The 25,030-nt window shown below is 72.3% G+C and carries 24 protein-coding genes, 7 tRNA genes and 5 pseudogenes; 24 read left to right on the top strand and 12 right to left on the bottom strand.

The window, feature by feature from the left end:
• The first annotated feature begins 225 nt into the window (after nt 1–225).
• Both cobA and ACFXI4_RS22650 read left to right on the top strand, forming a co-directional pair.
• Nucleotides 226–1,473, top strand: a complete 1,248-nt coding sequence (gene cobA / locus ACFXI4_RS22645) for a uroporphyrinogen-III C-methyltransferase (protein ID WP_384993709.1) — start codon at nt 226–228, stop codon at nt 1,471–1,473.
• Between the two features lie 64 nt (nt 1,474–1,537).
• Nucleotides 1,538–2,356, top strand: coding sequence for an RNA methyltransferase (locus tag ACFXI4_RS22650; RefSeq protein WP_362730911.1), 819 nt, complete (start codon nt 1,538–1,540; stop codon nt 2,354–2,356).
• A 48-nt stretch (nt 2,357–2,404) separates the two neighbouring features.
• On the opposite strand, the gene ACFXI4_RS22655 is transcribed toward ACFXI4_RS22650, so the two are convergent.
• Nucleotides 2,405–3,730: a protein kinase gene (locus ACFXI4_RS22655; protein WP_384994066.1), complete on the bottom strand. Its 1,326-nt coding sequence runs from the start codon at nt 3,728–3,730 to the stop codon at nt 2,405–2,407.
• 196 nt (nt 3,731–3,926) lie between these two features.
• Here ACFXI4_RS22655 and ACFXI4_RS22660 point away from each other — a divergent pair, with 196 nt between their 5' ends.
• The 4 genes from ACFXI4_RS22660 to ACFXI4_RS22675 all read left to right on the top strand — a co-directional run bounded on the left by ACFXI4_RS22660 (nt 3,927) and on the right by ACFXI4_RS22675 (nt 6,192).
• Nucleotides 3,927–4,214, top strand: coding sequence for a hypothetical protein (locus tag ACFXI4_RS22660; protein ID WP_351320234.1), 288 nt, complete (start codon nt 3,927–3,929; stop codon nt 4,212–4,214).
• 196 nt (nt 4,215–4,410) lie between these two features.
• On the top strand, nt 4,411–4,587 hold the full coding sequence (locus ACFXI4_RS22665) for a hypothetical protein (RefSeq protein WP_046726640.1): 177 nt from the start codon (nt 4,411–4,413) through the stop codon (nt 4,585–4,587).
• A 253-nt stretch (nt 4,588–4,840) separates the two neighbouring features.
• Entirely contained in the window at nt 4,841–5,761 is a 921-nt protein-coding gene (locus ACFXI4_RS22670) for a phosphotransferase family protein (protein ID WP_384993714.1), read from the top strand.
• A gap of 143 nt (nt 5,762–5,904) precedes the next feature.
• The gene (locus tag ACFXI4_RS22675) at nt 5,905–6,192 is read left to right on the top strand and encodes a zf-TFIIB domain-containing protein (protein WP_384993716.1); all 288 of its coding nucleotides are present in this window, start codon (nt 5,905–5,907) and stop codon (nt 6,190–6,192) included.
• A 52-nt stretch (nt 6,193–6,244) separates the two neighbouring features.
• On the opposite strand, the gene ACFXI4_RS22680 is transcribed toward ACFXI4_RS22675, so the two are convergent.
• The 5 genes from ACFXI4_RS22680 to ACFXI4_RS22700 all read right to left on the bottom strand — a co-directional run bounded on the left by ACFXI4_RS22680 (nt 6,245) and on the right by ACFXI4_RS22700 (nt 6,714).
• Nucleotides 6,245–6,316: transfer RNA gene (locus ACFXI4_RS22680), tRNA-Val, on the bottom strand.
• A gap of 34 nt (nt 6,317–6,350) precedes the next feature.
• Nucleotides 6,351–6,422, bottom strand: a tRNA-Val gene (locus tag ACFXI4_RS22685).
• Between the two features lie 34 nt (nt 6,423–6,456).
• Nucleotides 6,457–6,528, bottom strand: a tRNA-Val gene (locus ACFXI4_RS22690).
• A gap of 1 nt (nt 6,529) precedes the next feature.
• Nucleotides 6,530–6,603: transfer RNA gene (locus tag ACFXI4_RS22695), tRNA-Cys, on the bottom strand.
• Between the two features lie 38 nt (nt 6,604–6,641).
• Nucleotides 6,642–6,714: transfer RNA gene (locus ACFXI4_RS22700), tRNA-Gly, on the bottom strand.
• Between the two features lie 178 nt (nt 6,715–6,892).
• On the opposite strand from ACFXI4_RS22700, the gene ACFXI4_RS22705 reads away from it, so the two are divergent.
• The 3 genes from ACFXI4_RS22705 to ACFXI4_RS22715 are packed head-to-tail and all read left to right on the top strand — an operon-like array spanning nt 6,893 to nt 9,632.
• Complete coding sequence (locus ACFXI4_RS22705) at nt 6,893–7,936, top strand: chorismate-binding protein (RefSeq protein ID WP_384993719.1); 1,044 nt, start codon at nt 6,893–6,895, stop codon at nt 7,934–7,936.
• Nucleotides 7,933–8,754 (top strand): aminotransferase class IV, encoded by an 822-nt coding sequence (locus ACFXI4_RS22710; RefSeq protein ID WP_384993722.1) that lies wholly within the window; start codon nt 7,933–7,935, stop codon nt 8,752–8,754. The genes ACFXI4_RS22705 and ACFXI4_RS22710 overlap by 4 nt, the downstream gene beginning before the upstream one ends.
• A gap of 53 nt (nt 8,755–8,807) precedes the next feature.
• The gene (locus tag ACFXI4_RS22715) at nt 8,808–9,632 is read left to right on the top strand and encodes a GNAT family N-acetyltransferase (RefSeq protein ID WP_384993724.1); all 825 of its coding nucleotides are present in this window, start codon (nt 8,808–8,810) and stop codon (nt 9,630–9,632) included.
• A gap of 7 nt (nt 9,633–9,639) precedes the next feature.
• Here the strand turns inward: ACFXI4_RS22715 and ACFXI4_RS22720 are convergent, their stop codons facing one another.
• Nucleotides 9,640–10,155, bottom strand: a complete 516-nt coding sequence (locus ACFXI4_RS22720) for a DsbA family protein (protein ID WP_384993726.1) — start codon at nt 10,153–10,155, stop codon at nt 9,640–9,642.
• A 237-nt stretch (nt 10,156–10,392) separates the two neighbouring features.
• Here ACFXI4_RS22720 and ACFXI4_RS22725 point away from each other — a divergent pair, with 237 nt between their 5' ends.
• Together ACFXI4_RS22725 and ACFXI4_RS22730 are read left to right on the top strand one after the other, a co-directional pair.
• The gene (locus tag ACFXI4_RS22725) at nt 10,393–10,839 is read left to right on the top strand and encodes a hypothetical protein (RefSeq protein WP_384993728.1); all 447 of its coding nucleotides are present in this window, start codon (nt 10,393–10,395) and stop codon (nt 10,837–10,839) included.
• Between the two features lie 222 nt (nt 10,840–11,061).
• On the top strand, nt 11,062–11,214 hold the full coding sequence (locus tag ACFXI4_RS22730; protein ID WP_167450005.1) for a hypothetical protein: 153 nt from the start codon (nt 11,062–11,064) through the stop codon (nt 11,212–11,214).
• A gap of 197 nt (nt 11,215–11,411) precedes the next feature.
• On the opposite strand, the gene ACFXI4_RS22735 is transcribed toward ACFXI4_RS22730, so the two are convergent.
• Nucleotides 11,412–11,972, bottom strand: a complete 561-nt coding sequence (locus tag ACFXI4_RS22735; protein WP_384993731.1) for a CGNR zinc finger domain-containing protein — start codon at nt 11,970–11,972, stop codon at nt 11,412–11,414.
• A 269-nt stretch (nt 11,973–12,241) separates the two neighbouring features.
• A complete protein-coding gene (locus ACFXI4_RS22740; protein ID WP_004002642.1) occupies nt 12,242–12,655 on the bottom strand; it encodes an SsgA family sporulation/cell division regulator in 414 nt (137 codons plus the stop codon).
• Nucleotides 12,656–12,846: 191 nt separating this feature from the next.
• Here ACFXI4_RS22740 and ACFXI4_RS22745 point away from each other — a divergent pair, with 191 nt between their 5' ends.
• The 5 genes and pseudogenes from ACFXI4_RS22745 to ACFXI4_RS22765 form a co-directional block, all read left to right on the top strand.
• Nucleotides 12,847–13,311, top strand: coding sequence for a TIGR02611 family protein (locus ACFXI4_RS22745; RefSeq protein WP_384993734.1), 465 nt, complete (start codon nt 12,847–12,849; stop codon nt 13,309–13,311).
• Between the two features lie 75 nt (nt 13,312–13,386).
• Nucleotides 13,387–13,458 (top strand) — tRNA-Val (locus ACFXI4_RS22750).
• Nucleotides 13,459–14,141: 683 nt separating this feature from the next.
• A pseudogene (locus ACFXI4_RS22755) lies at nt 14,142–14,573 on the top strand (ABC transporter substrate-binding protein); the annotation flags it as partial.
• A gap of 84 nt (nt 14,574–14,657) precedes the next feature.
• Nucleotides 14,658–15,115, top strand: a pseudogene (locus ACFXI4_RS22760) (hypothetical protein); the annotation flags it as partial.
• A 146-nt stretch (nt 15,116–15,261) separates the two neighbouring features.
• Nucleotides 15,262–15,931 (top strand): annotated as a pseudogene (locus tag ACFXI4_RS22765) (DUF4158 domain-containing protein); the annotation flags it as partial.
• Between the two features lie 54 nt (nt 15,932–15,985).
• Here ACFXI4_RS22765 and ACFXI4_RS22770 read toward each other — a convergent pair.
• A pseudogene (locus ACFXI4_RS22770) lies at nt 15,986–16,414 on the bottom strand (carboxylesterase family protein); the annotation flags it as partial.
• 222 nt (nt 16,415–16,636) lie between these two features.
• Between ACFXI4_RS22770 and ACFXI4_RS22775 the strand changes: the two are divergent.
• The 5 genes and pseudogenes from ACFXI4_RS22775 (at nt 16,637) to ACFXI4_RS22795 (ending at nt 19,935) form a co-directional block, all read left to right on the top strand.
• Entirely contained in the window at nt 16,637–17,866 is a 1,230-nt protein-coding gene (locus ACFXI4_RS22775; RefSeq protein ID WP_384993736.1) for a glycosyltransferase, read from the top strand.
• Between the two features lie 481 nt (nt 17,867–18,347).
• A pseudogene (locus tag ACFXI4_RS22780) lies at nt 18,348–18,722 on the top strand (hypothetical protein); the annotation flags it as partial.
• 121 nt (nt 18,723–18,843) lie between these two features.
• Nucleotides 18,844–19,290 (top strand): SRPBCC family protein, encoded by a 447-nt coding sequence (locus ACFXI4_RS22785; protein ID WP_362724886.1) that lies wholly within the window; start codon nt 18,844–18,846, stop codon nt 19,288–19,290.
• Nucleotides 19,291–19,329: 39 nt separating this feature from the next.
• Nucleotides 19,330–19,404, top strand: a tRNA-Val gene (locus tag ACFXI4_RS22790).
• 126 nt (nt 19,405–19,530) lie between these two features.
• Nucleotides 19,531–19,935 (top strand): nuclear transport factor 2 family protein, encoded by a 405-nt coding sequence (locus ACFXI4_RS22795; RefSeq protein WP_384993740.1) that lies wholly within the window; start codon nt 19,531–19,533, stop codon nt 19,933–19,935.
• Here the strand turns inward: ACFXI4_RS22795 and ACFXI4_RS22800 are convergent.
• Nucleotides 19,922–20,950, bottom strand: coding sequence for a GlxA family transcriptional regulator (locus ACFXI4_RS22800; RefSeq protein ID WP_384993743.1), 1,029 nt, complete (start codon nt 20,948–20,950; stop codon nt 19,922–19,924). The two genes, ACFXI4_RS22795 and ACFXI4_RS22800, sit on opposite strands and share 14 nt — an antisense overlap.
• 241 nt (nt 20,951–21,191) lie before the next feature.
• On the opposite strand from ACFXI4_RS22800, the gene ACFXI4_RS22805 reads away from it, so the two are divergent.
• On the top strand, nt 21,192–22,298 hold the full coding sequence (locus ACFXI4_RS22805) for a TDT family transporter (protein WP_384993745.1): 1,107 nt from the start codon (nt 21,192–21,194) through the stop codon (nt 22,296–22,298).
• Nucleotides 22,299–22,331: 33 nt separating this feature from the next.
• On the opposite strand, the gene ACFXI4_RS22810 is transcribed toward ACFXI4_RS22805, so the two are convergent.
• Entirely contained in the window at nt 22,332–23,768 is a 1,437-nt protein-coding gene (locus ACFXI4_RS22810; RefSeq protein ID WP_384993747.1) for a DUF488 family protein, read from the bottom strand.
• 215 nt (nt 23,769–23,983) lie between these two features.
• Here ACFXI4_RS22810 and ACFXI4_RS22815 point away from each other — a divergent pair, with 215 nt between their 5' ends.
• Both ACFXI4_RS22815 and ACFXI4_RS22820 read left to right on the top strand, forming a co-directional pair.
• Nucleotides 23,984–24,442: a MarR family winged helix-turn-helix transcriptional regulator gene (locus ACFXI4_RS22815; protein WP_384993750.1), complete on the top strand. Its 459-nt coding sequence runs from the start codon at nt 23,984–23,986 to the stop codon at nt 24,440–24,442.
• A gap of 58 nt (nt 24,443–24,500) precedes the next feature.
• Nucleotides 24,501–24,917 carry an ester cyclase gene (locus ACFXI4_RS22820; protein WP_384993753.1) on the top strand — a complete coding sequence of 139 codons (417 nt, stop codon included), beginning with the start codon at nt 24,501–24,503 and terminating at the stop codon, nt 24,915–24,917.
• Nucleotides 24,918–25,030: the final 113 nt, after the last annotated feature.

Raw genomic sequence — 25,030 nt, forward strand, 5'->3', positions numbered from 1 at the left:
TGGCGCGCGGGAGGCGCTGGGGGTTGGGGTGGGGGGGTGGGGTGGTGGGGGGGGGGCGGGTGCCTGGCGCAGGGGCGGGCCTCCGCCCCACCCCACCACCACCCACAGCCGCGTACTCGGCCGTGCGGCCCAGCCACCGGACACCTGGTCCGTCCATGCCTCGCGCCCCGTAAAATCTGCACGTCAGGGCATCGCACCGCCGCCACACCAGGGAGTCGCACCCTCATGGCCGAACACCCCGCCTACCCCGTAGGCCTTCGCCTCACCGGCCGCAAGGTGGTCGTGCTCGGCGCCGGCCAGGTCGCCCAGCGCCGCCTTCCCGCGCTCATCGCGGCCGGTGCCCGCATCACCGTCGTGTCCCCCGCGGCCACCCCGTCCGTCGAAGCGATGGCCGACGCCGGTGAGATCACCTGGTCCAGGCGGCCCTACCAGGACGGCGACCTCGCCGACGCCTGGTACGCCCTCATCGCCACCAGCGACCCCGCCGCCAACACCGCCGCCTCCGCCGAAGCGGAGCGCCACCGCGTGTGGTGCGTCCGTTCCGACGACGCCGACCAGGCCACCGCCTGGACCCCCGCCACCGGCCACAGCGAAGGCGTCACGGTCGCCGTGCTCACCACCGACGCGCGAGGCCGCGACCCCCGCCACACCGCCGCCATCCGGGACGCGGTCGTCGAAGGTCTGCGTGACGGCACCCTCGTCGCCCCGCACCACCGCACCCGAACCGCGGGCGTCGCCCTGGTGGGCGGCGGCCCGGGCGACCCCGACCTGATCACGGTGCGCGGCCGCCGCCTGCTCGCCGAGGCCGACGTGGTGATCGCCGACCGCCTCGGCCCCCGCGACCTGCTCGACGAACTCCCGCCGCACGTCGAGGTGATCGACGCGGCGAAGATCCCGTACGGCCGCTACATGGCCCAGGAGGCCATCAACAACGCCCTGATCGAGCACGCCAAGCAGGGCAGGTCGGTCGTACGGCTCAAGGGCGGCGACCCCTATGTCTTCGGCCGGGGCATGGAGGAGGTCCAGGCGCTCGCCGAGGCCGGGATCCCCTGCACGGTCGTGCCCGGCATCTCCAGCTCGATCTCGGTGCCCGGCGCGGCCGGCATCCCGGTCACGCACCGGGGCGTCGCGCACGAGTTCACCGTGGTCAGCGGCCATGTGGCGCCGGACGACGAGCGCTCGCTCGCCGACTGGCCGTCCCTGGCCAGGCTCACCGGGACCCTGGTGATCCTGATGGGCGTCGACAAGATCGGGCAGATCGCGGCGACCCTGGTGGCCCACGGCAAGTCCCCGGACACCCCGGTCGCCCTGGTCCAGGAGGGCACCACGGCCGCCCAGCGCCGCGTCGACGCGACCCTCGCCACGGTGGCGGGGGTCGTCCGCGCGGAGGACGTCAAGCCCCCGGCGGTCATCGTCGTCGGCGACGTCGTGAACGTCGGCCCGCACCCGTCCGCGGGAGAGGCACCGGCGTAACCCCCGGTAACACAACCCGTTCCAGCCCGTTGGCACCACACCCAGGACAAGGCAGTATCACCCTGTGGCCGATCTCATCACCGTCGAGGATCCCGACGACCCGCGCCTGCGTGACTACACGGGCCTGACCGACGTCGAGTTGCGCCGCAAGCGCGAACCGGCCGAGGGGCTGTTCATCGCCGAGGGTGAGAAGGTCATCCGCAGGGCGAAGGACGCGGGCTACGAGATGCGTTCGATGCTGCTGTCCGCCAAGTGGGTCGACGTCATGCGCGATGTCATCGACGAACTCCCGGCCCCCGTCTACGCGGTCAGCCCGGAGCTCGCCGAGAAGGTCACCGGATACCACGTGCACCGCGGCGCGCTCGCCTCCATGCAGCGCAAGCCGCTGCCGACGGCGGCCGACCTGCTGCACACCACACGCCGGGTCGTCGTCATGGAGTCGGTCAACGACCACACCAACATCGGTGCGATCTTCCGCTCGGCGGCGGCCCTCGGCATGGACGCGGTGCTGCTCTCCCCGGACTGCGCCGACCCCCTCTACCGCCGCAGCGTGAAGGTCTCGATGGGCGCGGTCTTCTCCGTGCCGTACGCCCGCCTCGACACCTGGCCCAAGGGACTCGACTCGGTCCGCGAGGCCGGGTTCACGCTGCTCGCCCTCACCCCGGACGAGAAGGCCCGCAGCCTCGACGAGGCAGCGCCGCACCGGATGGAACGGGTGGCCCTGATGCTCGGCGCGGAGGGCGACGGCCTGTCCACCCAGGCCCTGGTCGCCGCCGACGAATGGGTCCGCATCCCGATGTCCCACGGCGTCGACTCCCTCAACGTCGGCGCGGCGGCGGCGGTCGCCTTCTACGCGGTGACCGCCGGCCGGCCGCAGGCGTAAGGCCTGTCACTCCCGGGGGGACTGCTTCCTGGGACCGGCGGCCTTCCTTCACTCCCTGAGGGCAGCAGGCTTGGCGGAGACGGCCCCACCGGGTACGCCCATCCCGTGCGCCGGGCCGGAACACCCCTGGGCCAGCGCGATCCCCAGTGCCACCAGCAGCGTCACCACGACGAACACGAACAGCCGCTGCCGCAGCAGCCGAGGGTTGGCCGGACGCCGTCCGGTACCCGTGGGGCGCGGCCCGGGACGCCCCGTCCCGCTGCGCGGCCCGGGACGCTGCCCGTTGGTGTTTCCGGGCCGGGTGCCGTTGCCGCGGGGAGCGGGCATGGAGCGCGCTCCACCCGGCCGGGACGGCACCGCGCCGTTCGCCCGCGGACCGCTGCCGCCGCCGCGCGAGGGCGGGTTGCCCCGCACCGGTGTGCCCGGCGAGGAGTGCGGCGGCCGCCGCTGGATGCGCTGCGACTCCGGGTAGGTCTCGGCGAGCCGGCCGGTGGGCCGGTCGGCTTCCGCGGCACGCGGCGCCGGCGGCCGTACGTCGGGCAGGCCCTGCGCCTCGCGCGCGGCGATCTCCTTCAGCCGGAGCGACAGCTGCAGCGTGCTCGGCCGGTCCTCCGGGTCCTTCGCCAGACAGGCCCGCACCAGCGGCGCCAGCGCGTCCGGCACCCCGTACAGCTGCGGCTCCTCGTGCACCACGCGGTAGAGCATCACCTCGGAACTGCCGTGCCCGAAGGGTGAGTCGCCGGTCGACGCGTACGCCAGGGTGGCCCCGAGCGAGAACACGTCGGTGGCCGGGGTGACGGCCGCCCCGCGGACCTGCTCGGGAGCGAGGAACCCGGGGGAGCCCACCGCGGTACCGACATGGGTGAGCGTGGACGCGCCGGTGGCCCAGGCGATGCCGAAGTCGATGATCCGCGGTCCCTTCGGGGACAGCAGGATGTTGGACGGCTTGAGATCCCGGTGGACGACGCCCGCCTCGTGCACGGCGACCAGGCCCTCGGAGAGCGCCGCCCCGACCGCCGCCGCGTCCGCCGCGCCCAGCGGGCCGTCGTCGGCGACCTTGTCGTGCAGCGAGGGACCGGGCACGTACTGGGTGGCGAACCAGGGCCGCTCGGCGTCCAGATCCGCGGCGACCAGCCGTGCCGTGCAACCGCCCCGGATCCGCCGGGCCGCGGAGACCTCACGGGCGAACCGCGACCGGAACTCCTGGTCCTCCGCCAGATCGGGCCGGATGACCTTCAGCGCGACCCGCTGCCCCTTCTTGTCGGAGCCCAGGTAGACCACGCCCATCCCGCCGGCGCCGAGCCTTCGGTGAAGCCTGAACGAGCCGACGACGCGCGGGTCCTCGCGCCTCAGGCGCATCATCGCCATGTTCATCCCCGCTGCCCGGTCCGTGTGACGTGGCACAGCTTACGTTTCCACGGCCGCCCGCGCGCAGAGGCCGCGCCCTCTCGGCCCGACGGATTGTCAGTGCCGGGTGCGAGACTTGAGGAGTGGTCAGGAAGGCGCCGTAATGGGCGCCTTTGACCACCTGCCTGCTCCAACAAGCCGTCACAGAAGGGGGATTGATGCTGTGAAGGGTGATCGGGTGGAGATAGTCGTCGACGCCGGGGACACGACCCGCACGTACGAGGTGGTGGCCAGCAGGGCGGGGCGCCGGGTGGAGACGGCGGTCCGACGAGGGGTGGTGGAAGTGAGCGAAGTCACGCGAAACGGCAGTGTTGTCCGTACGGCCCGATTCATGGCGACCCGGGTCCTGGCCCTCGTCGAGCAGCCCGTACCCCGTGAGGACAGCTCGGAAAAACCAGGAAGGACCGGGCACCCCCTCCGGGAAGACCCCGAGGCCCAGGACGAGGCGTAGGACCTCGTCTCCACCCAGGGGAGTAGACCGCAGGTCACGGCTCATCCTCTCGGAGGCCCGCGATTCGGTACGAGGGCATGACGTCCCCGAGGTGGCCCACGCCTAGATTTGAGGTCAAGCGGCGGGTGCAGCACTCGTCCCCCGAGGTCAGACACCCGCCGCTGCCAACGACAACTGAACGGTCAGGAGAGGGACCATGGCTCTTACGGCACAGCGGACACACACCACCCGCCCCCGCCGGCAGGGCCGCCGCCACCCCCTGGTGGCGACGCTGATGGCCCTCCCCCTGGCGGCCCTGCTCCTGCTCGTCTTCGACGGCTGGGAGACGGTGGCCACACAGGCGTCGTCCGTGGGAGTGATGCTGGGGCGCTGAGCGGCGACCTCAGGCCCGGAAGAGCGGTCCGGGCGGGGACATCCACCCATGAAACCCCGTGGGGACGGGGGTGCGGCGGACGGCAAAAATGCCGGCGCAGCTGGGGAGCTGCGCCGGCATTGCTTTTCGCGGCACCCCGCAGTCGCGGGGGAGCGGAACCCCGGTGAGCGGGCCTTCGTCCCGGCCGGCTGCGCACGCGGCCGCGGAACACCGGCATACGCTCGGCGCAGCAACCGCACACCCCGGGGGAACCGTGACGACCGCAGACGTGATACCGGAGCTGACCGCCGAGGTCACAGCCGCCGCCCACCCGGCCACGACGCCCTGCCGCTGCCCTACCACCACCCTCGCCGACCGTCCCGACACCACGGTCCTCCGGCACGCCGAAGCCGTCGCCAAGGCCCACGCCCCCGGCACCGACCCCGCCGCGCTGGCCCTCCGCCTGGCCACCGCCGCCCACCTCCCCGGCGTCTTCCTCGCCCCCCTCACGCCCGTCCCGGCGACCGTGCTCGGCACCCGCCCGGTCACCCTGTGGCCGTACGGCCGTCCCGTGGACCCGGACGCTCGGGCCGCCGCCCCCTGGGAAGCCGCCGCCACCCTGCTCGCCCGTCTCCACCGCAGCCCGCCCCTTCCCGGCACGCCCCCGATGCGCGGTCCCGCCAAGGCCGCCGACGCGACGGCCCGTCTCCGCCGGGCGCTGGCCGCCGCACCGGGGCACCCCGCCGCCGCACCGGTCCTCCGTGCCTGGTCCGGGCTGCCCGCCTGGGCCCGCGCGGAGGCCCCGATGCCCGGCGGCCGCACCCTCTGCCACGGCGACCTGCACCTGGGCCAGCTGGTCCGGCACCCGGCGCCGGACGGCCCGTGGCGGCTGATCGACGTCGACGACCTGGGGGTCGGTGTCCCGGCCTGGGACCTGGCCCGCCCCGCCTCCTGGTACGCCTGCGGCCTCCTCCCGCCCGACGAGTGGGCCCGCTTCCTGGCCGCCTACCGCGCGGCCGGCGGTCCGGCCGTACCGGAGGACGGGGACCCCTGGCCGGCCCTGGACGTGCCGGCCCGCGCGCTCACCGTCCAGACCGCCGCCCGCTACCTGGCGAAGGCGCTCGCCGCGGCCCGCGCCCTCGACGAGGTCGAGCAGTCCCTGATCGACGCTTGTGCCCGTATGGCCCCGGAATGAGCACCGTGTCATGCCCGACCGGTCGCGGCCCCCGCCCGGTTGGGCCTCGATTTCCCGAAGTAGGGTGCAACCGACCGGGGTCGGACGGAGTCTGTCCTGGGAGAACGTGAAGCATTTTTCACCGGCGAGGAGTTGAGCCGACCATGCAGTGTCCGAAGTGTCATGCGCCGATGCACACCTACAACCGCAACGGCGTCCAGATCGAGCAGTGCAGCGGCTGCCGGGGCATCTTCCTCGACTACGGCGAGCTGGAGGCGCTGACCCAGATGGAGGCCCAGTGGGCGAAGCCGGTCCCGCCGGCCCCGCAGGCCTACCCGGCGCCGCCCGCGCCGGCCTGGGGCGCGCCGCAGCAGCACCACGGGGGTCACTACGGCGGCCACGGCGGTCACCACGGCCACAAGAGCTGGGCCCACATGCTCTTCTCCAGCTGAGCCCACGAAGAAGCCCCCGGCCGTACGGGACGGCCGGGGGCTTCGTGCTGTGTGGACGATACTGGGATTGAACCAGTGACCTCTTCCGTGTCAGGGAAGCGCTCTCCCGCTGAGCTAATCGTCCTCGGGACCGCGATCCGAAGATCACGGGCACTGCGTGCGCGATACTGGGATTGAACCAGTGACCTCTTCCGTGTCAGGGAAGCGCTCTCCCGCTGAGCTAATCGCGCGGGACAGATCTCGGGTCTGAGAACCAAGATCCAGTGGACGATACTGGGATTGAACCAGTGACCTCTTCCGTGTCAGGGAAGCGCTCTCCCGCTGAGCTAATCGTCCTTGGAGGTGGAGACGGGATTTGAACCCGTGTAGACGGCTTTGCAGGCCGTTGCCTCGCCTCTCGGCCACTCCACCAGGAGTGTAGGGGATCGGGAAGACCCCTCATTCCTTCGAGCGGACGACGAGGCTCGAACTCGCGACCTCAACCTTGGCAAGGTTGCGCTCTACCAACTGAGCTACGTCCGCCTGTCGTTTCGGCCCGCTCTCGCGGCCCGGCGACGTGTTGAACTCTAGCGGATTCCCGGGCGAGCACAAAAACGCGTTTACGCAGCGTGCTGCGCCCGACCCGGAGGACGACGTGGTCAGGGCCCTCTTGACGACACGCCCGGGTCACCCCCGCGACACCCGCCATAGACTCGACGACGTGCTCCATCACCCTCCTCTCGCCCGGTTCGGCGCACTGCTCGCCACCGGTCTCCTCGATGTCACCGACGATCCCGCGGCCCTAGACACCACCGGTTTCTGGGCCGTCTGCGCGGACTTCGAGGGCCGGCTGACCTGCGCCCGCTTCGGCGAGGTACGGGAGGAGCAGGTGCCCGCGCCGGTGCCGGGGCGGTGGCGGGGTCCGGCCGCCGGTGACTGGACGTCGTCCCTGGACCGCGGGGCGTACACGAGAGCCGTGCGCCGGATCCGTTCGCACATCGCGGCCGGCGAGGTGTACCAGGCCAACCTGTGCCGCGTGCTGTCCGCGCCGGTCGCCCCGGACGCCGACGTCGACGCCCTGACCGCACTGCTGGCCCGCGGCAACCCGGCGCCGTACGCCGGAACGATTCGGCTGCCGGAACACGGCGTGGAGATAGCCACCGCCTCGCCCGAACTGTTCCTGCGCCGGACGGGACGGACCGTGGAGAGCGGGCCCATCAAGGGCACCGGGCGCACCGAGGCGGACCTCCTGGAGAAGGACTACGCCGAGAACGTGATGATCGTCGACCTGGTCCGCAACGACATCGGGCGGGTCTGCGCCGCCGGCACGGTGACCGTCCCGGACCTGTGCGTCGTGGAGAAGCATCCCGGGCTCGTCCACCTGGTCTCCACGGTCCGCGGCGAGCTGTCCGAGCGGGCCGGCTGGGCCGAGCTGCTGGCCGCGGCCTTCCCGCCCGGATCCGTCACCGGCGCGCCGAAGTCCAGCGCCCTGCGGATCATCGAGGATCTGGAGACCGCGCCGCGCGGTCCGTACTGCGGCGGCATCGGCTGGGTCGACGCGGACCGGGGCGTCGGCGAGCTGGCGGTGGGCATCCGGACCTTCTGGATCGACCGGGACGCGGGCGAGCTGCGGTTCGGCACCGGGGCCGGGATCACCTGGGGATCCGACCCGGAGGGTGAATGGCGGGAGACCGAGCTCAAGGCCGCCCGGCTGCTCGCGGTAGCGTCGGGCACGTACGACGTGAACGAAGGGGGTCTGCGGTGAAGATCTGGCTGGACGGCGGCCTGCGGGACGCCGAGTCCGCGCGTGTCTCCGTGTTCGACCACGGGCTGACCGTGGGGGACGGCATCTTCGAGACGGTGAAGGCGACCGGGGGCCGGCCCTTCGCGCTCACCCGGCATCTGGACCGGCTGACCCGCTCGGCCCGGGGCCTCGGCCTGCCCGACCCGGACCACGACGAGGTGCGCCGGGCGTGCGAGGCGGTGCTGGCGGCCAACCCGATGGCGCTGGGCAGGCTGCGCATCACCTACACCGGCGGCCACGGCCCGCTCGGCTCCGACCGCGGTGACCGCGGCCCCACCCTTCTGGTCGCCGTGGGGGAGACCGGCCGGCGTGCCGACACCACCGCCGTCGTCACCGTCCCCTGGACGCGCAACGAGCGCGGCGCGCTCACCGGCCTGAAGACCACCTCGTACGCCGAGAACGTGGTGGCCCTGGCCCGCGCGCACGAACACGGCGCCTCCGAGGCGCTGTTCGCCAACACCGTCGGACAGCTCTGCGAGGGCACCGGCTCCAATGTCTTCGTCGTCCTCGACGGCGAGATCCACACCCCGCCGGTCGCCTCCGGGTGCCTGGCCGGCATCACCCGCGCGCTGACCGTCGAGTGGGCCGGCGCCAAGGAGACCGACCTGCCCCTGGACGTCCTGGAGCGGGCCGACGAGGTCTTCCTCACCTCCACCCTGCGCGACGTGCAGGCCGTGCACCGGGTCGACGACCGCCCACTTCCCGGCGCCCCGGGCCCGGTGACCGCCAAGGCGATGCGGATCTTCGACGAGCGCTCGGGGCAGGACCTGGATCCGTAAGAGCCCCTTTTAATGAGCTGACGTGGGCGTCCGAGGCGGGTAGAACACCTCTGATGACCACCACCCTGCGGCCGACCGAGCCGCTCCAGCGCGGTGCCGACGGGGCGCTGTCCCGCCGCTACCAGGTGTGCGTGAACAGCCGTCCCGTGGGCGCTGTGAGCCTTTCCACCGACTCCTCGTTCGGGCCCTCCGCCGCCGTGATCCACGATCTGCACGTCGAGGAGCCGGACCGGGGTCGTGGCCGGGGCACGGTGGCCGCCCTCGCGGCGGAGGAGGTGGCGCGCGGCTGGGGCTGTGCCCGGATCGGCATCGACGTGCCCGCCGACGCGGCGGCCGCCCTGCGGCTGGCCACGACGCTCGGGTACCTGCACCGCAACCGCCGGATGGTGAAACCGCTGGACACGACCGCACCCGAGCTGCCGGCGGGCAGCCTGGCGCGGCCCATGACGGACGCCGAGTACGGCCCGTGGCTGGCGGCGGGCACGGCGGACTACGCGCAGGACTGGATCGACCGGGGTGTCCCGGCGGCGGACGCCCTGGCCAAGTCCGAACGCGACCACGCCGCCGGGCTGCCGCAGGGGGTGTCGACCCCGGGCACGCGGATCAGCGTGCTGGAGCACGAGGGAGCCAGGGTGGGCACCCTGTGGCTGGCGCTCGCCCGCGAGCCGGCCTTCGTCTACGACGTCCTGGTCGACGAGGACCGCAGGGGCCGGGGCCACGGCCGCACCCTCATGCTGCTGGCGGAGGCCCAGTCGATCGCCGCCGGGAAGCAGGCCCTGGGCCTCAACGTCTTCGCGGGCAACACCCCCGCCGAGCGGCTCTACGCGTCGCTCGGGTACGTCACCACGTCGTACTCGCTCTACAAGGAGCTGGTCTGAGGACGGGTCACGGTCCGGCCAGCAACCGGTCCGCGATCTCCGCCACCCGCTCGCGCAGGCCCTCCTGGCTCTTGCCGCCGTCGAGGCGCTCACCGCCGATGACATAGGTCGGGGTGCCGGTCACGCCGATGGCCTGCCCCTCGGCCTGGTCGGCATCGACGATCAGGATGTGCCGGCCGTCGACCAGCGCGGTGTCGAACTCCTCGGCGTCCAGGCCCAGTTCACGGGCCACCTCGACCAGGAACGGCTCGCCCCCGCGGTCCAGCTCCGCCACCCGGCCGAGGACCGCCTCGACGTACTCCCAGCCCTTCCCCTGCTCCAGAGCCTCCTCGACGGCCTGCGCGGCGGCGAAGGAGTGCTTGTGCTTCTCCAGCGGGAAGTGCCGCAGCCGCAGCTCCAGCCGGTCGCCGTACCGGGCACGCAGGGCGCGGAGGTCGTCCAGGGCGCTGCGGCAGTCGGGACACTGGAGTTCGCACCAGACGTCGAGAACCGGGGCGTCGGTGCGCGCGGAGGAGTCGTTCATGGCGACCAGTCTTCCAGGCCGGACTCCGGCGACCCAATCGTGACGGTGGGCGGCGGCCGGTGGCCGGCTGTGATCACCGCTCGTACCTGGGGTGGAGTCGACCCGGAGAGGACCCCGAGATGCCCCTGATTGTCGGGCCTGGGCATGGATCGCAGGGGCCGGGCGGTGCACGATGGAGGGGGCACGACGCAGCGTGTGTCTCTCGCCCCGCCCGCCCGAGCCCGCCAGGAGGACCGGATGATCGCCGAGACAGTCTGTTCCGCCGCGTCCGCGGCCGGCCTGGGCATCGCCGTGGTGACCGCCTACCGCAAGCGATACCTGTCGGCGCTCCGCATCGCCGCCTACTCACTCGTGCCGATCGGCCTGGTCATGACGGGTGTGGTGGGCTGGCTCGCCGACACGGCGTTCAGCCCGACCGCCTGGGCGGGCTTCGGAGTGCTCGGCACGGCCTGGGCCCTGTTCGCCTCCACGCGTGCCGTGGAGCGCCGGCGCGGCTCCACCCGGGCCGAGCGCAGGGCGGCCGCCCGCGGCGAGCGGCGGGACGCCGTCGCCCCCGCCGCCTCGGCGCCGTCGCTGGGTCCCGCCTCGCGCCCGGCGGCCAAGCCCGCGGCCGCGCCCCGCTCCACCGGCTCGGGTGAGGACTTCAGCGACATCGAGGCCATTCTCAAGAAGCACGGAATATGAGGCTCCGCCGGGCAGCCGTCGACGCTGTTCAGGCGGGTCGGCGGCGGATGTATGTGACAAGCACATGAGGCATTGAAACGACACAGTCCGCCTACGGCGTGCGCGGAAGCGTTCACCGGGCGGACGGAAGCGAAACGGACATCACGGAATTCGGCGAACTCCCGCCCATTCCGGGCGTGTTGATCGCGCGGCGGGTCCTCACTGGGTCATCATCGCCGCGAGATGCTGGACACGAAACAGAGCGAGGCCGCGCCGCCGAAGGACGAGCCGCGCGGGTGCCTCTTCGCCCTTTCCCAGCCACCGCTGATGATCTTCCTAGCGGTGATCGGGTGTCTGCTCCTCATGGCTGCGCTGCACGACCTGCTGTGGCTGTGAGCCGTACCCGCCCGTCCCGGCGTCACCCGCCGGGACAGGCGTCGGCATCGACGGTGCCGACATCCACGAACCCCGCACGCGCATCCACGAACCCCGACCGCGACCCCGGAGAGGAGCCGTGCGGGCGGACCGGCCGGCAGGCCGTGGTCTCCGTCCCGCCGGTTCCTTCCCCGCTCCTGGGCGCGGGCGCGCTGGTATCAGCCCGCCGACTCCTTGCGGCGGGCCCGGTAGGCGGCGACATGCAGCCGGTTTCCGCAGGTCCGGCTGTCGCAGTAGCGGCGCGAACGGTTGCGCGAGAGGTCGACGAACGCGCGTCGGCAGTCAGGGGCCTCGCAGCGCCGCAGCCGCTCCTGCTCCCCGGCGACCACGAAGAACGCGAGCGCCATCCCGCAGTCGGCTGCGAGGTGGTCGGCAACCGAGGCGCCTGGCGCGAAGTAGTGCACATGCCAGTCGTAGCCGTCGTGGTCCGTGAGCCGGGGTGTGGTGCCCGCGGCGGCGACCAGTTCGTTGATCATCCCTGCGGCGACCCGGGCGTCCGGGGCGGCGAAGATCCCCGCGAACCGCCCGCGGACCCTGCGCACTGCCGACAGGTCGAACTCCGAGAGCACGCCCACGTCGCTCATGTCGTGGTTTCGTACGAAAACCTTGAGTGCCGCGACATCGGGCAGACCGTCCGGCGCCGTGTCGTCCTCCGGCGCGGTGTTCACCAGGTCCACCACGGCATCTAGGGAACACCGGGTGTCGTGGGTGATCAGCACGTTTCGCTCCCTGGCCTGAGGGTCGGGCGGGCGCCCGCCGATGGTGGCCGATCGTAGCGACATACGGCTCCACCGCACCGTGCTCTGTCCCACTCGTCGCTGCTCTGTAGAACGCGCACCGCCCGGCGGTGGTTCCCAGGACGCGCGGACACACCGGAGCCGCCCCGTGACCAACACGGTGGCGGCGCCGGTGCTGCCGTATGCGGTTGTCTAGGCCCGAGCCGTCTCCCCGAGTGGACGGCGCCGGGCGGCTTGCAGGGGGTGTTGCCCTAGCTCTCCGCCAGAATGTGCGAGAGCTCCTGATCGAGATCGAAGTGCCGGTGTTCCGTGCCGGGCGGCACGGCGGCGTCAGTGCGCTTCAGGAAGGACTCCAGAGCCCGCGCCGGGGCTTCGAGCAAGGCTTCGCCCTCCGGAGAGCTCAGGGCGATGCACACGACGCCCTGACCGTGACTGCGGGACGGCCAGACCCGGACGTCGCCGGTACCGGTGGGGCGGTGCAGCCCCTCCGCGAGGAGGTCGCGGGCGAACACCCACTCGACGGTCTCCTCGGCTCCGGTGTGGAAGGTGGCGTGCACGGCGTAGGGGTCGGCCGTGTCGTACCGCAGGCCTGCGGGGACAGGCAGGGAGGACTCGCTCGACACAACGAGGCGCAGGTGCAGCTCGCAGCTGACCGTGGTGTTCATAAGCGCCAGGGCCTTTCGCTCAGTGTGCGCTCGGGGATTCGCACGTCGGCGAAATCGACATGCCACCTACGGTGCCGTTGTAAACCCCTCTGAGTGTTTTGCGTGTGTTTACGTAACTCTTCCGGCCGAGAACCTCGGCGCGATCTACGACCATTCCGGTGACCGGAATCGCTCGGGTATGGTTTGGTCGTATGAATACGGGGAGTAACGAACCGGGCGAGGTCGCCGTGGCCTCGGACGGGAGCGAGGTGGACGGGACGGAGCCGGACGGGGCGCGCGACGAGCGGGGACTGGGTTCGCGGGCACCCGAATTCGTCAAGGCGCGCCGGGTGCTGCACCTGAGCTGGCAGGTCGGGGTCTTCGCGCTCGGTCTCGCGGTGGTGGTCGTGGGCATCGTCCTGCTGCCGTTGCCGGGGCCCGGCTGGGTGATCATCTTCGGTGGCATGGCGATCTGGGCGACCGAGTTCGTCTGGGCGCAGCTGGTGCTCCGCTGGACGAAACGCAAGGTCACGGAGGCGGCTCAGAAGGCCCTCGACCCCAAGGTGCGCCGCCGCAACATCACGTTGACGGCGATCGGGCTGGTGATCGTGGCCGGCCTGGCCGGGATCTACCTCGCCAAGTTCGGCATGGTGATGCCCTGGAAGATCGAGGAGTGACCGGGCCGACGGTCACGGGCCCCCGCGACTGGTCGGGGGCACCCCCTGACATGGGGTAATGTTCTTCCTGCGTCCGGGCGATTAGCTCAGTGGGAGAGCGCTTCGTTCACACCGAAGAGGTCACTGGTTCGAACCCAGTATCGCCCACCCGGAACCACGGCCCACCTGCGAGAGAGCAGGTGGGCCGCGGTCGTTCGCGGGCCTCGACGGGCGGGGTTTCGCGGTGTCGGCCTGCCCGCTGACGGCCCACCCACCGCCTCCGGACGAACACGGGCCGTGGCCGGTCTCGTCTCCCGCCTGCTGGCGACCTGCCCGTCGGCCGGCCGGCGTGTTGCGGGACGCGCCGAAGGCGGACGGTGAGCTTCGGCGCGGTGCTGCCGGACTGCCGGGCATGCCGGGTGCCGGAGTCGTCCGAGGCCACCAGTGGTCGGAGGTGTCCGCCCCGCCGTGCGCGTCGGAGCTGCTGAAGCCGCTCGTGGGTGACCGTGTCGCACCCTCGGCGCCGACGCGACGGAGTCGCGGATCTCCGGGCCTGCCCGCCGCCGGCCCGGACGGCTCGTCGAAGCCAACCCGTAACCACCGCAGTCCTCCGGCTGCTTCGCGTTCGGCCACCCGGCGCACGGCCCTCACCTGCCGCATCGCCCGGACGGCGGCCCCGTGCCCCCCGCCGCGCGGCTTCACCGCCCGGAGCCGCGAGTAATCCCCGTCCGCATCATTGACGCCTCACCGCCCCCTCCGTGACTTGTCCCAGCAAGCGCTTGCCCGAAACGATTCACGCAAGCGTCGGCGACGCTGCGGGGAGGGGCCCCGCTGCGGGAACGAGCAGGAACATGGAGAGGCGGACCGTCCTGAAGGCGGCCGGGGTCTCGGCGGCCGCGCTCGGGCTCGCCGCGGCGACCGGGTGCGGAGGCGGAAGCGGTTCCGGGGACAGGACGGTGACGATCCGTTACTCGTGGTGGGGTGCCGAGGAACGCGCCACGAAGATCAACCAAACCATCAGGCTCTTCGAGAAGAAGTACCCGGAGATCAAGGTCAAGACGGACTTCCAGACATGTCAATCGTTCTGGGAGAAGTTCCAGACCCGGGCCTCCGGTGGAAATCCCCCGGACGTTTTCCAAAATGCCGTCACCTTTCTTCGGAAGTACGACAAGCGAGGAATTCTCCTCGACCTCAAGTCTCAGGTTCAGGCAGGCAACCTGAGCCTGGATCACTTCCGGGCCGGCGTCACGAAGGTAGGCCAGGTCGACGGCAAGCAGCTCGGAGGCTGCGGCCGTGGCCGACGACGTACCCGCGAAGCACACCGCCCTCTCCGACCGGTTCGGCGTCTTCGCCGAGGCCCAGCTCACCGGCATCTGCGCCGCCGCACCGGGCAGGTGGGCGAGGGCTGGCGGGAGTTCGTGGGCGACTTCCGGGCCGCACTGCCCGGCAGCCGGCTGGTCGGGCTCGCCGGACGGGGTGCTGTGGCCGTCGCCCGGGTGGATGTCCGGGCCGTACGGGCCGGGCTGCCGGGCGGGCGCCGCTCGTCGGCGCGGTCGGTCTGTGCGCGGTGATCGGCTTCGCGGTGATCGGCTTCACCGTCGCGGTGCTGCGCGCGGCGGCGGTCTGGGCGCCCGGCGACCGCTGGCGCACCCTGCTCACGGTGGCCGGCCGCCGTACCGCCCTCGATCCCGGCGGCTCTTTCCCGCTCGTCGGGGGAGCGGCCCTGGTGATCTGCTCCGCCCTGCTCATCGTGCCGCTGGCGGTCCCCGTGCTGGGTGCCGTCGCGTCGGCGGCCGTCGCCGTGGAGGAGCGCCTTCGGGTGTGAGTAGTCGAGGTACGGGAAATCCCGGTGAGAACGGTCATGATGGGCCGGCACACCGAGTGGAGGCTCCGCTGGGGTTCGGGGAGGCATCACCGACCGGGCACCGGCGCTGGCTACGGTCCTCTTCGTGCCGGTGGAGTTTCTGAGAGGTGCCCACGCGCCCGGAGCCGGAGCGGTTCTTCTTCCTCGACGATGACGACCGCGATCTGATCGCGCTGCGTCGTGCGGAGGCGCACCGGCTGGGCATGGCGGTGCAGATCGGCACCGTTCCTTACGTCGGCCGGTTCCTCGGCGAGGGCCCTCTGGCGGTGCCCCGGGAGGCTGTGGAGTACCTGGCCGGGCAGTTCGGGATCGCCGACTCATCGTGCGTGAAGCGGTACCTGGAACGCCGGTCGACGGTGTACGAGCACGCGGCGGAGATTCAGAAGCGGTTCGAGTACCGGGACTTCGCTGACCGGCGGTGGGGGCGGGAGTTCCGCGGCTTCCGGTACGGGCGGGCGTGGACACACGCCGAGGGGCCCGTGGCCCTTTTCGATTACGCGGTGACGTGGCTGCGCAAGAATCGGGTGCTGCTGCCCGGAGTATCGGTGCCGGCCCGGCAGGTGTCCGAGGCCCGCACGGTGGCTGCGCACGCCGGTGAAGTCGACGGGGATCGCGATGGTGCGGGCCATGGAGCGGGTGGAGGAGATCTCCGCGTTCGCGCTGGCCCGGATGGACCTGTCGCGGGTGCCGGTGAACCGGTTGTCCACGCCGGCCCGGTACGGGCAGTCGAGCAAGGCGCAGACGATCGAGCGGGCGCCGGAGCAGCGGCGGACTGCCGACGATGAGGGCCACGTCGGATCCGGCGCCGTTCTTGACGGCGACGGCCGGGTGTTCGGGCAGGACGTCGTCGCCGGTGACCGGGGTGCAGGGGAGGATGCCGCCGAACGGCTCGACGCCGTGCTCGTCCCACAGATCGCCCCCGTAGCCGGCGCCATGAACGGCGATCAGTTCCTCGCCGGTCTTCTCCCGGAACGCCTTGGCCGCCTCGGGCACTCCCAAAGCCGCCGCCATCCCGTCCGCGAGGGCGCGGGCCTGTGCGGGTGCGCGGACCGTCTCGGGGTGGCCGCTGCTGAGGATCGCCCGCTTGAACAGCCCCGCGGCCAGGGGAGAGACAAACGGGCAGCCGATGCTCGCCGCACGGGCTGACTCACCGAACAGCGTGACGTCGTCCAGGTCACCGCCGAACGCCGCGGCGTTGTCGCGCACCCACTCCAGCGCGGCGATCCGGTCACGCAGCCCGACGTTCGTGGCACCGCCCACGGTCTCCGCTCACGGTTGCCGGTCAAGCCGTCCACGGCCTCACCTGGGTGCTTCACCCGGTTGCGGGGACGTCCGGAGTGAAGGATGAATTCAGGGAACGCGGAAGACCTCAGCCCTTGCCAGCATCAATTTATAGCCAATAGGGGGCCTTGTGGCAAGGCCCCCTATATACCCCAGAATGGCCGACTTGGCGCCAGGGCCTGCGAAAATGGGAGATTCGAAGTGCGTGTTCTGTTGACGACATGGGGGTCGCGCGGGGACGTCGAGCCCCTGGTGGGGCTGGCGGTGGCGTTGCGGGGGCTCGGCGCGGAGGCGCTGGTGTGCGCGCCCCCGGACGAGGAGTTCGCGACGCTCTTCGCGCGGGCGGGTGTGCCGCTGGTGCCGATCGGCCCGACCGTGCGATCGGTGACCGCCGGCGCGAAGCCGCCCACCGTCGAGGACGCGGTCCGGCTCGCTTCCGACCTGGTCGCCGCAGGCTTCGACACGCTCGCACCCGCGGCCGAGGGGTGCGACGTGCTGCTGGCGAACGGCATGATGGCGGCCGCCGGCGCGCGGGGCGCGGCCGACCGGCTGGGCATCCCGTACCTGTACGCGTGCTACCACGTGCGGGGACTTCCGCCGCGGAAGATCGCCCCGGAGGCCGGCGGGCAGTCCGCCAAGGACGCGGCCGACAAGGCCCACTGGGAGCAGGGCCAGAAGACGATCGCGATGTTCGCCGATGCGCTGGGCGGCCACCGGGCGAAGCTCGGTCTGCCGCCGGTCGAGGACGTCCTCGACTACGTCTACACCGACCGCCCGTGGCTGGCCGCGGACGCGACCCTGTGCCCGGCGCCACCGGAACGGGCCGACATCGACGTCGTGCAGACCGGGGCGTGGGTCCTGCCCGACGACCGCCCGCTGCCGCGGGAGCTGGAGGCCTTCCTGGACGCCGGCGAGCCGCCGGTGTACGTGGGCTTCGGCAGCATGGCCACGGCCTCCCCCGAGGACACCGCCCGGGTGGCCGTCGAAGCCGGCCGCGCCCAGGGCCGCCGGGTCGTCCTCGCCCGCGGCTGGGCCGGCCTGGCCCCGATTGACGACGCCGACGACTGCTTCGTCGTCGGCGACGTCAACCAGCAGGCCCTCTTCCCCCGGGTCGCCGCCGTCGTGCACCACGGCGGCGCGGGCACCACGACCGCAGCCTCCCGATTCGGCACACCCCAGGTGGTCGTCCCCCAGATCGGCGACCAGCCCTCCTGGGCCGCCCGCGTGGCCGAACTGGGCATCGGCGTCGCCCACCAAGGCCCGGCAGCCACCGTCGAGTCCCTGACCGCCGCACTCGCCACCGCCCTGGCCCCCCAGACCCGAACCCGGGCCAGGGAAGAGGCCGCCACGATGCGCACCGACGGAGCCAGCGTCGCCGCGAAGCTGCTCCTGGACACAGTTGGCACGCAAAAGCCCCCTACGACCGCGTAGACCTCCACTCTCCAGGCCGAGCCGGGCCGACCAGGCCACCCATTCGCTGCCCGCGCGAACGAGGGTGGACCTGGCCGGCTTGGCTGGCACCCCCGAACCGGAGGTCCTCAGAAACCTTCCGCGGCCGACGCGGACGATGCCGAGCGCCACCCCTGCCCCCGCTGCGCGGCCGAGCCCGGCTCGCCGTGCCGCTCGCGCGGCGGAGCGGTCACCGGGGTCTACCACACCGGCCGGTTCAAGCAGGTGCCCCACCTCGCCAAGAGGTTCCGGGTGCAGACCCCAGCCGACCGGGGCCCGGGGCAGCCGTGGCGCCCCGGCACCACTGTCCCGCTCGCCCTCGCGCCGGACACCCAGGCCGCCGACATCCGCATCGGATGCGCCCGTTGCCCGACGCTCACCCAGGAACTCCAGTGGCAACTCGACGTCTTGGCCAAGCACGGCATCCCGCGCGACAAGGTGTTCTCCGAGAAGACCAGTACCCGCGTGCACCGCCTACCGGCGCTTCTGCTACTTCCTCACCGCGGACGAGCGCGTCGGCGACCTCGTGGCCGCCGACGTCGACTCCGACGAGACCTTCCTCGTCCCCGACCCGCTGCGCAAGATCCGCACCGACCCCTACACCTCCGACCGGCAGGCGACAGACCGGCGACGAGAAGCTCGCCGAGCGTGCGTGGACGAAGTTCTACAGCTCCGACGGCTGCACGGAGTCCTCGCCGTGGAAGACCGAGCCGCTCTCCGGTCCGGTCACGCTCGTCCCGGGAGCGAGGCGGGCTGGGTGTCCTCCAACGACACCGCGCTGTACGGGCTCGCGGCCATCGAGAACCTGGCGCTGCTGGGCGACGGGATGCCGTCGTAGCAGGCGGGAGGGGGAGCGCCGTCGCACGGGCGGCGGCGCTCGCACCCACGAGTGTGGTCCGGGTCACTTGGCGCGGCATGAGTACGCGTACTCGGATCGCCCCGGTGGGCAGACTCCGCCCATGGACTGGACCCACTACCGCTTCCGCAGTCTGTGGCCGCTGCCCTTCGGGGGCGCGGCGGTCTACCGGGCCCTGGAGCGGGTCGAGGACTACCCGCACTGGTGGCCGCAGGTGCGAACCGTCAGCCGGCTGAACGACACCACCGGGATCATCACCATCCGCTCGGTCCTGCCGTACGACATGACGTTCACCGCGCGCGAGACCCGGCGAGACCCGGCCGCCGGGGTGCTGGAGATCGCGATGAGCGGCGACATCGAGGGCCGGGCCCGCTGGACGGTCACCGCCGACGGCACCGGCACCCTGGCCCGCTACGACCAGGTCGTCGACGTCACCAAGCCGCTGCTGCGCCGACTGGCCGTCCCCGGACGGCCGTTCTTCCGTGCCAATCACCGGCTGATGATGTGGTCGGGACGGCGGGGACTGCGCAGGCACCTGCAAGCGGTTTGAACGAAACCCGCCGGTCCCTGTATCGTTCACTGCGTTCCCGGGCGATTAGCTCAGTGGGAGAGCGCTTCGTTCACACCGAAGAGGTCACTGGTTCGAACCCAGTATCGCCCACCACCGGGAAGGCCGGTCCGCCTGTGCGGACCGGCTTTTCTGTCTGTCGTCCGGCCGAATGGCGGACCGGCCCTCGCCGCGCCCGCCTGCCCCCGGCCGGCCGCGGCCGGAGGTGCCTAGGGTGGTGCCATGGACGCTGATTCCCGGACCAGGGTCGCGATCGAGGAGCACTGGCAGGCATCGGAACGCGGAGACGTCGAAGCGGAGCACGCCGTCTACGCCGTGGACGCGATCCTGGACTACCCGCAGTCCGGTGAGCGCTTCCGGGGGCGCGAGACGATCGCGGCGCAACGCGGCGGGCACCCGGCCGACCGGCACTTCACCGTCCAGCGGATCTCCGGCCATGCTCACCTGTGGGTGAGCGAGTGCGTCATCACCTACGACGGTGTGCCGTCGTATTCGGTGAGCATCATGGAGTTCGCCGGCCGGCATGTGGTGCACGAGACCCAGTACTTCGCCGGACCGTTCGGCGCGCCGGCCTGGCGGGCCGCCCTCGCCGAGCCGATGCCCGGACGGACCGTCACGGATGCCTGACACCGGCGGAGTCCGTGGGGTCCGAGGTGTCCGCGGCTTCGGTGGTGCGGAAGCGGGCCCGGTAGGTGCCCGGCGTGACGCCGAGGTTGCGGGTGAAGGCCCGGCGCAGCGACTCCGGTGAGCCGAAGCCGGTGCGCCGGGCCACCGTGGCCATGGGGTCGTCGCCGCCTTCCAGCATCGCCTGGGCGGCTTCCATGCGGATCCGCTCGACATACCGGGCCGGGGTCGTCGTCATCTCCTCGTGGAACAGGCGCGTCATGTGACGGGGGCTCACACCCGCCCGGCGCGCCATGGACGCGAGGCTGTGGTCGGCGGACGGGTCCTCGGCGACCGTGTCCAGGACCCGGCGCAGCATCTCCTGCCGGGCCCGTGGACTCTGGGTGCGGACGCTGAACTGCGACTGACCTCCCGGCCGCTGCATGAACACGACCATGTCCTTGGCCACGGAGCGGGCGACGTCGGCGCCGAACTGCTCCTCGACCAGCGCGAGCGACAGATCGATGCCCGAGCTGACGCCCGCCGAGGTCATGATGTGGCCGTCGCGCACGAACAGGGGGTCGGCCGCCACGGTCACCCGTGGGTAGCGCAGGGCCAGCTGGTCGGCGAAGCGCCAGTGCGTGGTCGCGGTGCGCCCGTCGAGCAGCCCGGCCGCGGCGAGCAGGAAGGCACCGGTGCAGATGGACGCGGTACGGCGGCTGCGCGCGTCGAGCTCCCGCACGGTGTCCAGCAGGGCGTCGTCCTTGACGAGCGAGGGCCACTCGGGGCCGCCGGGGACGACGACCACATCGCTGACGTCCTGCGCCTGCGTGGCAGGCATGTCGACGCTCATACCGGTGCCGGCCGCGGTGACCACGTCGGCGCCGTCCGGGGAGACCGTGCGCACGCGGTAGCGGCCACCGAAGTCGTTGGCCGACGCGAACACCTCGATCGGGCCGGTGACGTCCAGCAGTCGTACGCCGGGGAAGACCAGCACGGTCACCAACAGCGGCTTCCTGCCTGACGGCGTGTCCTTCATTGTGCGCCTCCCGGCCGGACGGACTCGGTCCAGGGTAGTCATGTCCTGGAGTGAGGGCGTCATGGCACGTGCTGCGCTGTGGCCGGACCCGTGCCGCGCCATAGGTTCGGGGACGCCAACGGGCCGACGGTCTCGGCCGCGCCCCGTGAGCCTGTGGGTGTGCGCCGGTCTGCCGGCCGGTCACCGTCGCCTGCCCTGGACGGTGACGCATCCGACACGAGAAGAGAAGGCGCTCCACGCCGTGGCACCCCACTCCAGCACCAGCCCAGCGATCCCGTCCCAGGTCGGTCCGGTTCCGAGAGCGGGGCGGGGGCGGCTCGGGCCCAGCTGGTTCGCGGCGGTCATGGGCACCGGGATCGTCGCCAGCGGCGCCGCCACCCTGCCGCGGACCTTCCCCGGCCTGGACACGGCCGCCACGGTGGTGTGGGCGGGGGCCGCGCTGCTGCTGATCGCACTGGGCGCCTGCTACCTCGGGCAGCGGATGCTGCGCGTGCACGCCGGTGATCCGGTGCTGGCGCAGTTCTTCGGGGCACCGCCGATGGCGTTGCTCACCGTCGGGGCCGGGACGTTGCTGCTCGGCCGGAAGCTGATCGGGGAGCGGGCCGCGCTGGACGTGGACTGGGTGCTGTGGTCCGCCGGTACGGTGCTCGGTCTCGCCACCGCCTGCGCGGTGCCGTACCTGATGGTCGCCCGGCACCGTTTCACCCCGGAGGCGGCGTTCGGCGGCTGGCTGCTGCCGGTGGTGCCGCCGATGGTCTCCGCCGCCACCGGCGCGCTGCTCGTCCCGCGGGCGCCGGCCGGCCAGCTGCGGTTGGCCCTGCTGCTGGGCTGCTACGCGATGCTCGGGCTCGGGCTGGTGGCGGTCCTGCTGGTACTGGCCATGGTGTACAGCCGTCTGGTGCACCACGACGCGCCCAGCGGTACGACGGTGCCCACGGTGTGGATCGGCGTGGGGGCGCTGGACCAGGCGGTCACGGCGCTGGGTGCGCTGGCCACGGCGGCGCCGAGCGCGCTGCCCGCCCCCTACGCCCGCGGGACCGCCGTCGCGGCGCTGCTGGGCGGGATCGGGATATGGGGCTTCGCCACGCTGTGGCTGGTGCTCGCGACGGCGCTGACCGTGCGGGAGGTCCGCCGGGGACTGCCCTTCGCGCCCACCTGGTGGTCCTTCATCTTCCCGCTCGGCGCCTGTGTCACCGGCACCAGCGCGCTCGCCGTCCGCAGCGGCTCGCAGCCGTTCGTGTGGACCGCCGTCGTCCTGTACGTGCTGCTCGTCGCCGCCTGGGCGGTGGTCGCCTGGTACTCGGTGCGGCACTCGGTGCGGCGCTCCGTGCGGCACGCCCGCCGCTGACACCGTTCCTGAACCTCTGGCTGCCCGCGAACGTCAGACCGGCGCAGCGGACGGCGGCGGAGGGGGCGCCGTGGCCCGGTGCCGGAGCAGGGTCGCCGCCATGGCGGCGAAGACGACCGCCCAGAACGCCGCGGCGACCCAGACCTCCAGGCGGCCGGCCGAGGTCATCCAGGAGGTTCCGGTCGCGCGGCCCAGTTCGTGCGTGGTGACCGCGTACATGCCGACCGGGAAGACGAGGTTCCACCAGCCCAGTTCGTAGCGCAGCGGAACGCGGCGCAGCAGGTGCCGCCAGAGGCCCAGAGCCAGCAGGAGCGGGATCAGCCAGGTGGAGAACGACCACAGGACCACCGACGACCCGAGGACGAGCGGACGAGCGGGCAGCAGGTCCTTTGGCGGGAGCGACACCAGCCGCACCCCCGCGAGCACGGCGATCGCCGCCGCTCCCATGAAGATCCAGACCGATGTCATGAGCGCCTGCGGCCGCACCGGCCGGACCAGGAGTCTGGCCAGCACGATCCCGGCGGTCAGCAGGTACTGCACCAGCCCGACGGCCCAGCACACCACCGCCAGCACCGGCAGCACGTGTCCCGGCGTCACCCGGGCCAGCGCGGCCGCCGCCACCGCCACCGACTCCGATGCCACCGCCCACAGGAACCAGGTGCCGTTCGCCTGGTCGAGGGCCGGACCCCGGCGCTCGGTCGTGATGAGCGCCAGCGGAACGCCGTAGTCCAACAGCAGCCACACCAGCGCGCCGAAGGCCAGGAACGCTCCGGCCGCCGTGGTGCGGCCGTCCAGGACGAAGCGTGCCGCCAGCACGTTGGAGGAGATGGCCACCGTGAGGAAGGCGAAGGCGCGAGGCCCGAGGAGGTCCGTGACGAACCGTTGCCGGTGGCGCAGCAGCCGCCAGCCGTAGGCGGGCACCAGCACCGCGAAGCCGGCCAGGGCCACCCAGAGCAGTGCTGCGGAGAGGACGTGGGCGCCGTTGACGTACAGGCAGGTGGAGACGATGCCGGTGCCCATCACGAAGGCGAGCGCCCCCGCGTTGACGTCGCCGAGGGCGGCGAGAATGCCCCCGGGAGCGGGGCGGCCGGCGGGCGGGTCGCCGTGGTCGGTGAGCCACTCGGCGAGGACCGCGGCATGGCTGTGCTCCGTGTCCTGGACCGCGGTGAGCAGTGTGAGGCTGTTGTGTCCGGCCAGGTGCCGCAGCCGGGCGGCCGCCCGGCTGTGCTCCGGATCGCCCAGCTCGAGGAGGTAGCGGCGACGGAACTCGCCGAACCGGCGGGGGTGACCGCCGTACCAGCTCTGCAGTTCGGCGGAGGGGGCGACATCCCGCAGCCACGTGTCGACAGGCGCGTCCCGCCGGCGTACGCCTTCCGGCCAGGCGCGGTCGACCAGCACCCGTTCGGCGTTCCCGCCGTCCTCGGACGGCGGTCGTCCGGACAGTCCGCGACAGCTGATCTGCTTGGCCATGACACACGCTCCGGCAGCTCTTGCGGTAAGTGCATATTAGTGGAATGTGCATTTCATACGCGTCCGGACGGGTGGCCGGTGCGCGGGACGGCCGAGGCCGGTGTCCTGATCCGAGGGTTTCGTGTCCACCCGGCCCGCGATCGGCGGCGGGCGTCAGCTGGTTGTGATGGTCCGGCCGCGGGTTCGCGGCCGCAGGACCCGTCTCAGGGAGCGACATGAGCGACAGCGATCCGTCGGACACGGACCGGCCGTGGTCTTCGCAGATCCTGCCGGCCCTGGGCCATCTGCACGGAGCGTTGCGGGCACGGCACGGGCTGGCGCTCCACGGTTACCTCGTTCTCGGGGCCGTCGCCGCGGCCGAGGGCGGCCCCGTGCCCGTGTCCCGGCTGACGGCTTTCCTCGGGGAATCGGGCACCCGGATGTCCGCCCTTCTCCGGGATCTGCAGGCGGCCGGACTGGTCGAACGCGACCGGCGCGCGGGAGACCGCAGGACGGTGGAGATCACGCTGACCGGCGCGGGACGCACCAGGTTCGCCGACGCCGAGCGGACCGCGCGGGCACTGCTGGCCCGCCATCTCGGCCCTGGGCCGTTCCCGGACGACGCGCAGGGCCCCGGGGAGCCGTGCGGGCATGCCGGGGGCGAGCGGTCGGGGTACGGTCGGGAGACGGCGTAGAGCGGGACCTCTCAGCCGACGGAACAGGCCGGTGCCCGGGACACGCCCGGGAGGACCCATGGACCGGCAAGCGAACATCACCGCGCAGACCGCCTTCGCAGAGGCCGTCGTCACCGGCAACCTCGACGCCTTCGACCAGATCGTCGCGGCCAACTCCGTCGACCATGATCCCGCCCCGGGACAGGGGCCGGGACCCGAGGGGTACAAGGACATGTTCGGGGCGTTGCGGGAGGCATTCCCCGACCTGAACGTCGAGGTGGAGCATCTGCTGGCCACCGACGACGAGTTGGCCTTCGCCTACGTCATCAGCGGCACGCATCTGGGACCGCTCATGGGGCATCCGGCGACCGGCAGGAAGGTGCATTACCGGGGCATGCAGATCAGCCGTTTCGACGGTGACGGCAAGCTCGTCGAACGCTGGGGCAGCAGCGACGAACTCGGCATGCTGCGGCAACTCGGCCTCGCCGGGGCATGAGGCCCTGCCGATGGTGATCCCGACGGAGATCCCGGCAGGCAGACCCCGACAGACGGACCGAGCCGTGAAGTGGCGGGGGGGCGGGGGGGGGGGGGCCCCCCCCCCCCCGGGGC

Source organism: Streptomyces sp. NPDC059224, assembly GCF_042754285.1.
Lineage (GTDB): Bacteria > Actinomycetota > Actinomycetes > Streptomycetales > Streptomycetaceae > Streptomyces.

What these genes read in the sequence shown, in the direction of transcription:
- ACFXI4_RS22655 (WP_384994066.1), bottom strand. Translation starts at nt 3,730, where the DNA reads ATGAACATGGCGATGATGCGCCTGAGGCGCGAGGACCCGCGCGTCGTC.
- ACFXI4_RS22725 (WP_384993728.1), top strand. Translation starts at nt 10,393, where the DNA reads ATGATCGCCGAGACAGTCTGTTCCGCCGCGTCCGCGGCCGGCCTGGGC.
- ACFXI4_RS22665 (WP_046726640.1), top strand. Translation starts at nt 4,411, where the DNA reads ATGGCTCTTACGGCACAGCGGACACACACCACCCGCCCCCGCCGGCAG.
- ACFXI4_RS22785 (WP_362724886.1), top strand. Translation starts at nt 18,844, where the DNA reads ATGGACTGGACCCACTACCGCTTCCGCAGTCTGTGGCCGCTGCCCTTC.
- ACFXI4_RS22720 (WP_384993726.1), bottom strand. Translation starts at nt 10,155, where the DNA reads ATGAACGACTCCTCCGCGCGCACCGACGCCCCGGTTCTCGACGTCTGG.
- ACFXI4_RS22740 (WP_004002642.1), bottom strand. Translation starts at nt 12,655, where the DNA reads ATGAACACCACGGTCAGCTGCGAGCTGCACCTGCGCCTCGTTGTGTCG.
- ACFXI4_RS22795 (WP_384993740.1), top strand. Translation starts at nt 19,531, where the DNA reads ATGGACGCTGATTCCCGGACCAGGGTCGCGATCGAGGAGCACTGGCAG.
- ACFXI4_RS22675 (WP_384993716.1), top strand. Translation starts at nt 5,905, where the DNA reads ATGCAGTGTCCGAAGTGTCATGCGCCGATGCACACCTACAACCGCAAC.
- ACFXI4_RS22815 (WP_384993750.1), top strand. Translation starts at nt 23,984, where the DNA reads ATGAGCGACAGCGATCCGTCGGACACGGACCGGCCGTGGTCTTCGCAG.
- cobA (WP_384993709.1), top strand. Translation starts at nt 226, where the DNA reads ATGGCCGAACACCCCGCCTACCCCGTAGGCCTTCGCCTCACCGGCCGC.
- ACFXI4_RS22820 (WP_384993753.1), top strand. Translation starts at nt 24,501, where the DNA reads ATGGACCGGCAAGCGAACATCACCGCGCAGACCGCCTTCGCAGAGGCC.
- ACFXI4_RS22800 (WP_384993743.1), bottom strand. Translation starts at nt 20,950, where the DNA reads ATGAAGGACACGCCGTCAGGCAGGAAGCCGCTGTTGGTGACCGTGCTG.
- ACFXI4_RS22730 (WP_167450005.1), top strand. Translation starts at nt 11,062, where the DNA reads ATGCTGGACACGAAACAGAGCGAGGCCGCGCCGCCGAAGGACGAGCCG.
- ACFXI4_RS22745 (WP_384993734.1), top strand. Translation starts at nt 12,847, where the DNA reads ATGAATACGGGGAGTAACGAACCGGGCGAGGTCGCCGTGGCCTCGGAC.
- ACFXI4_RS22810 (WP_384993747.1), bottom strand. Translation starts at nt 23,768, where the DNA reads ATGGCCAAGCAGATCAGCTGTCGCGGACTGTCCGGACGACCGCCGTCC.
- ACFXI4_RS22715 (WP_384993724.1), top strand. Translation starts at nt 8,808, where the DNA reads ATGACCACCACCCTGCGGCCGACCGAGCCGCTCCAGCGCGGTGCCGAC.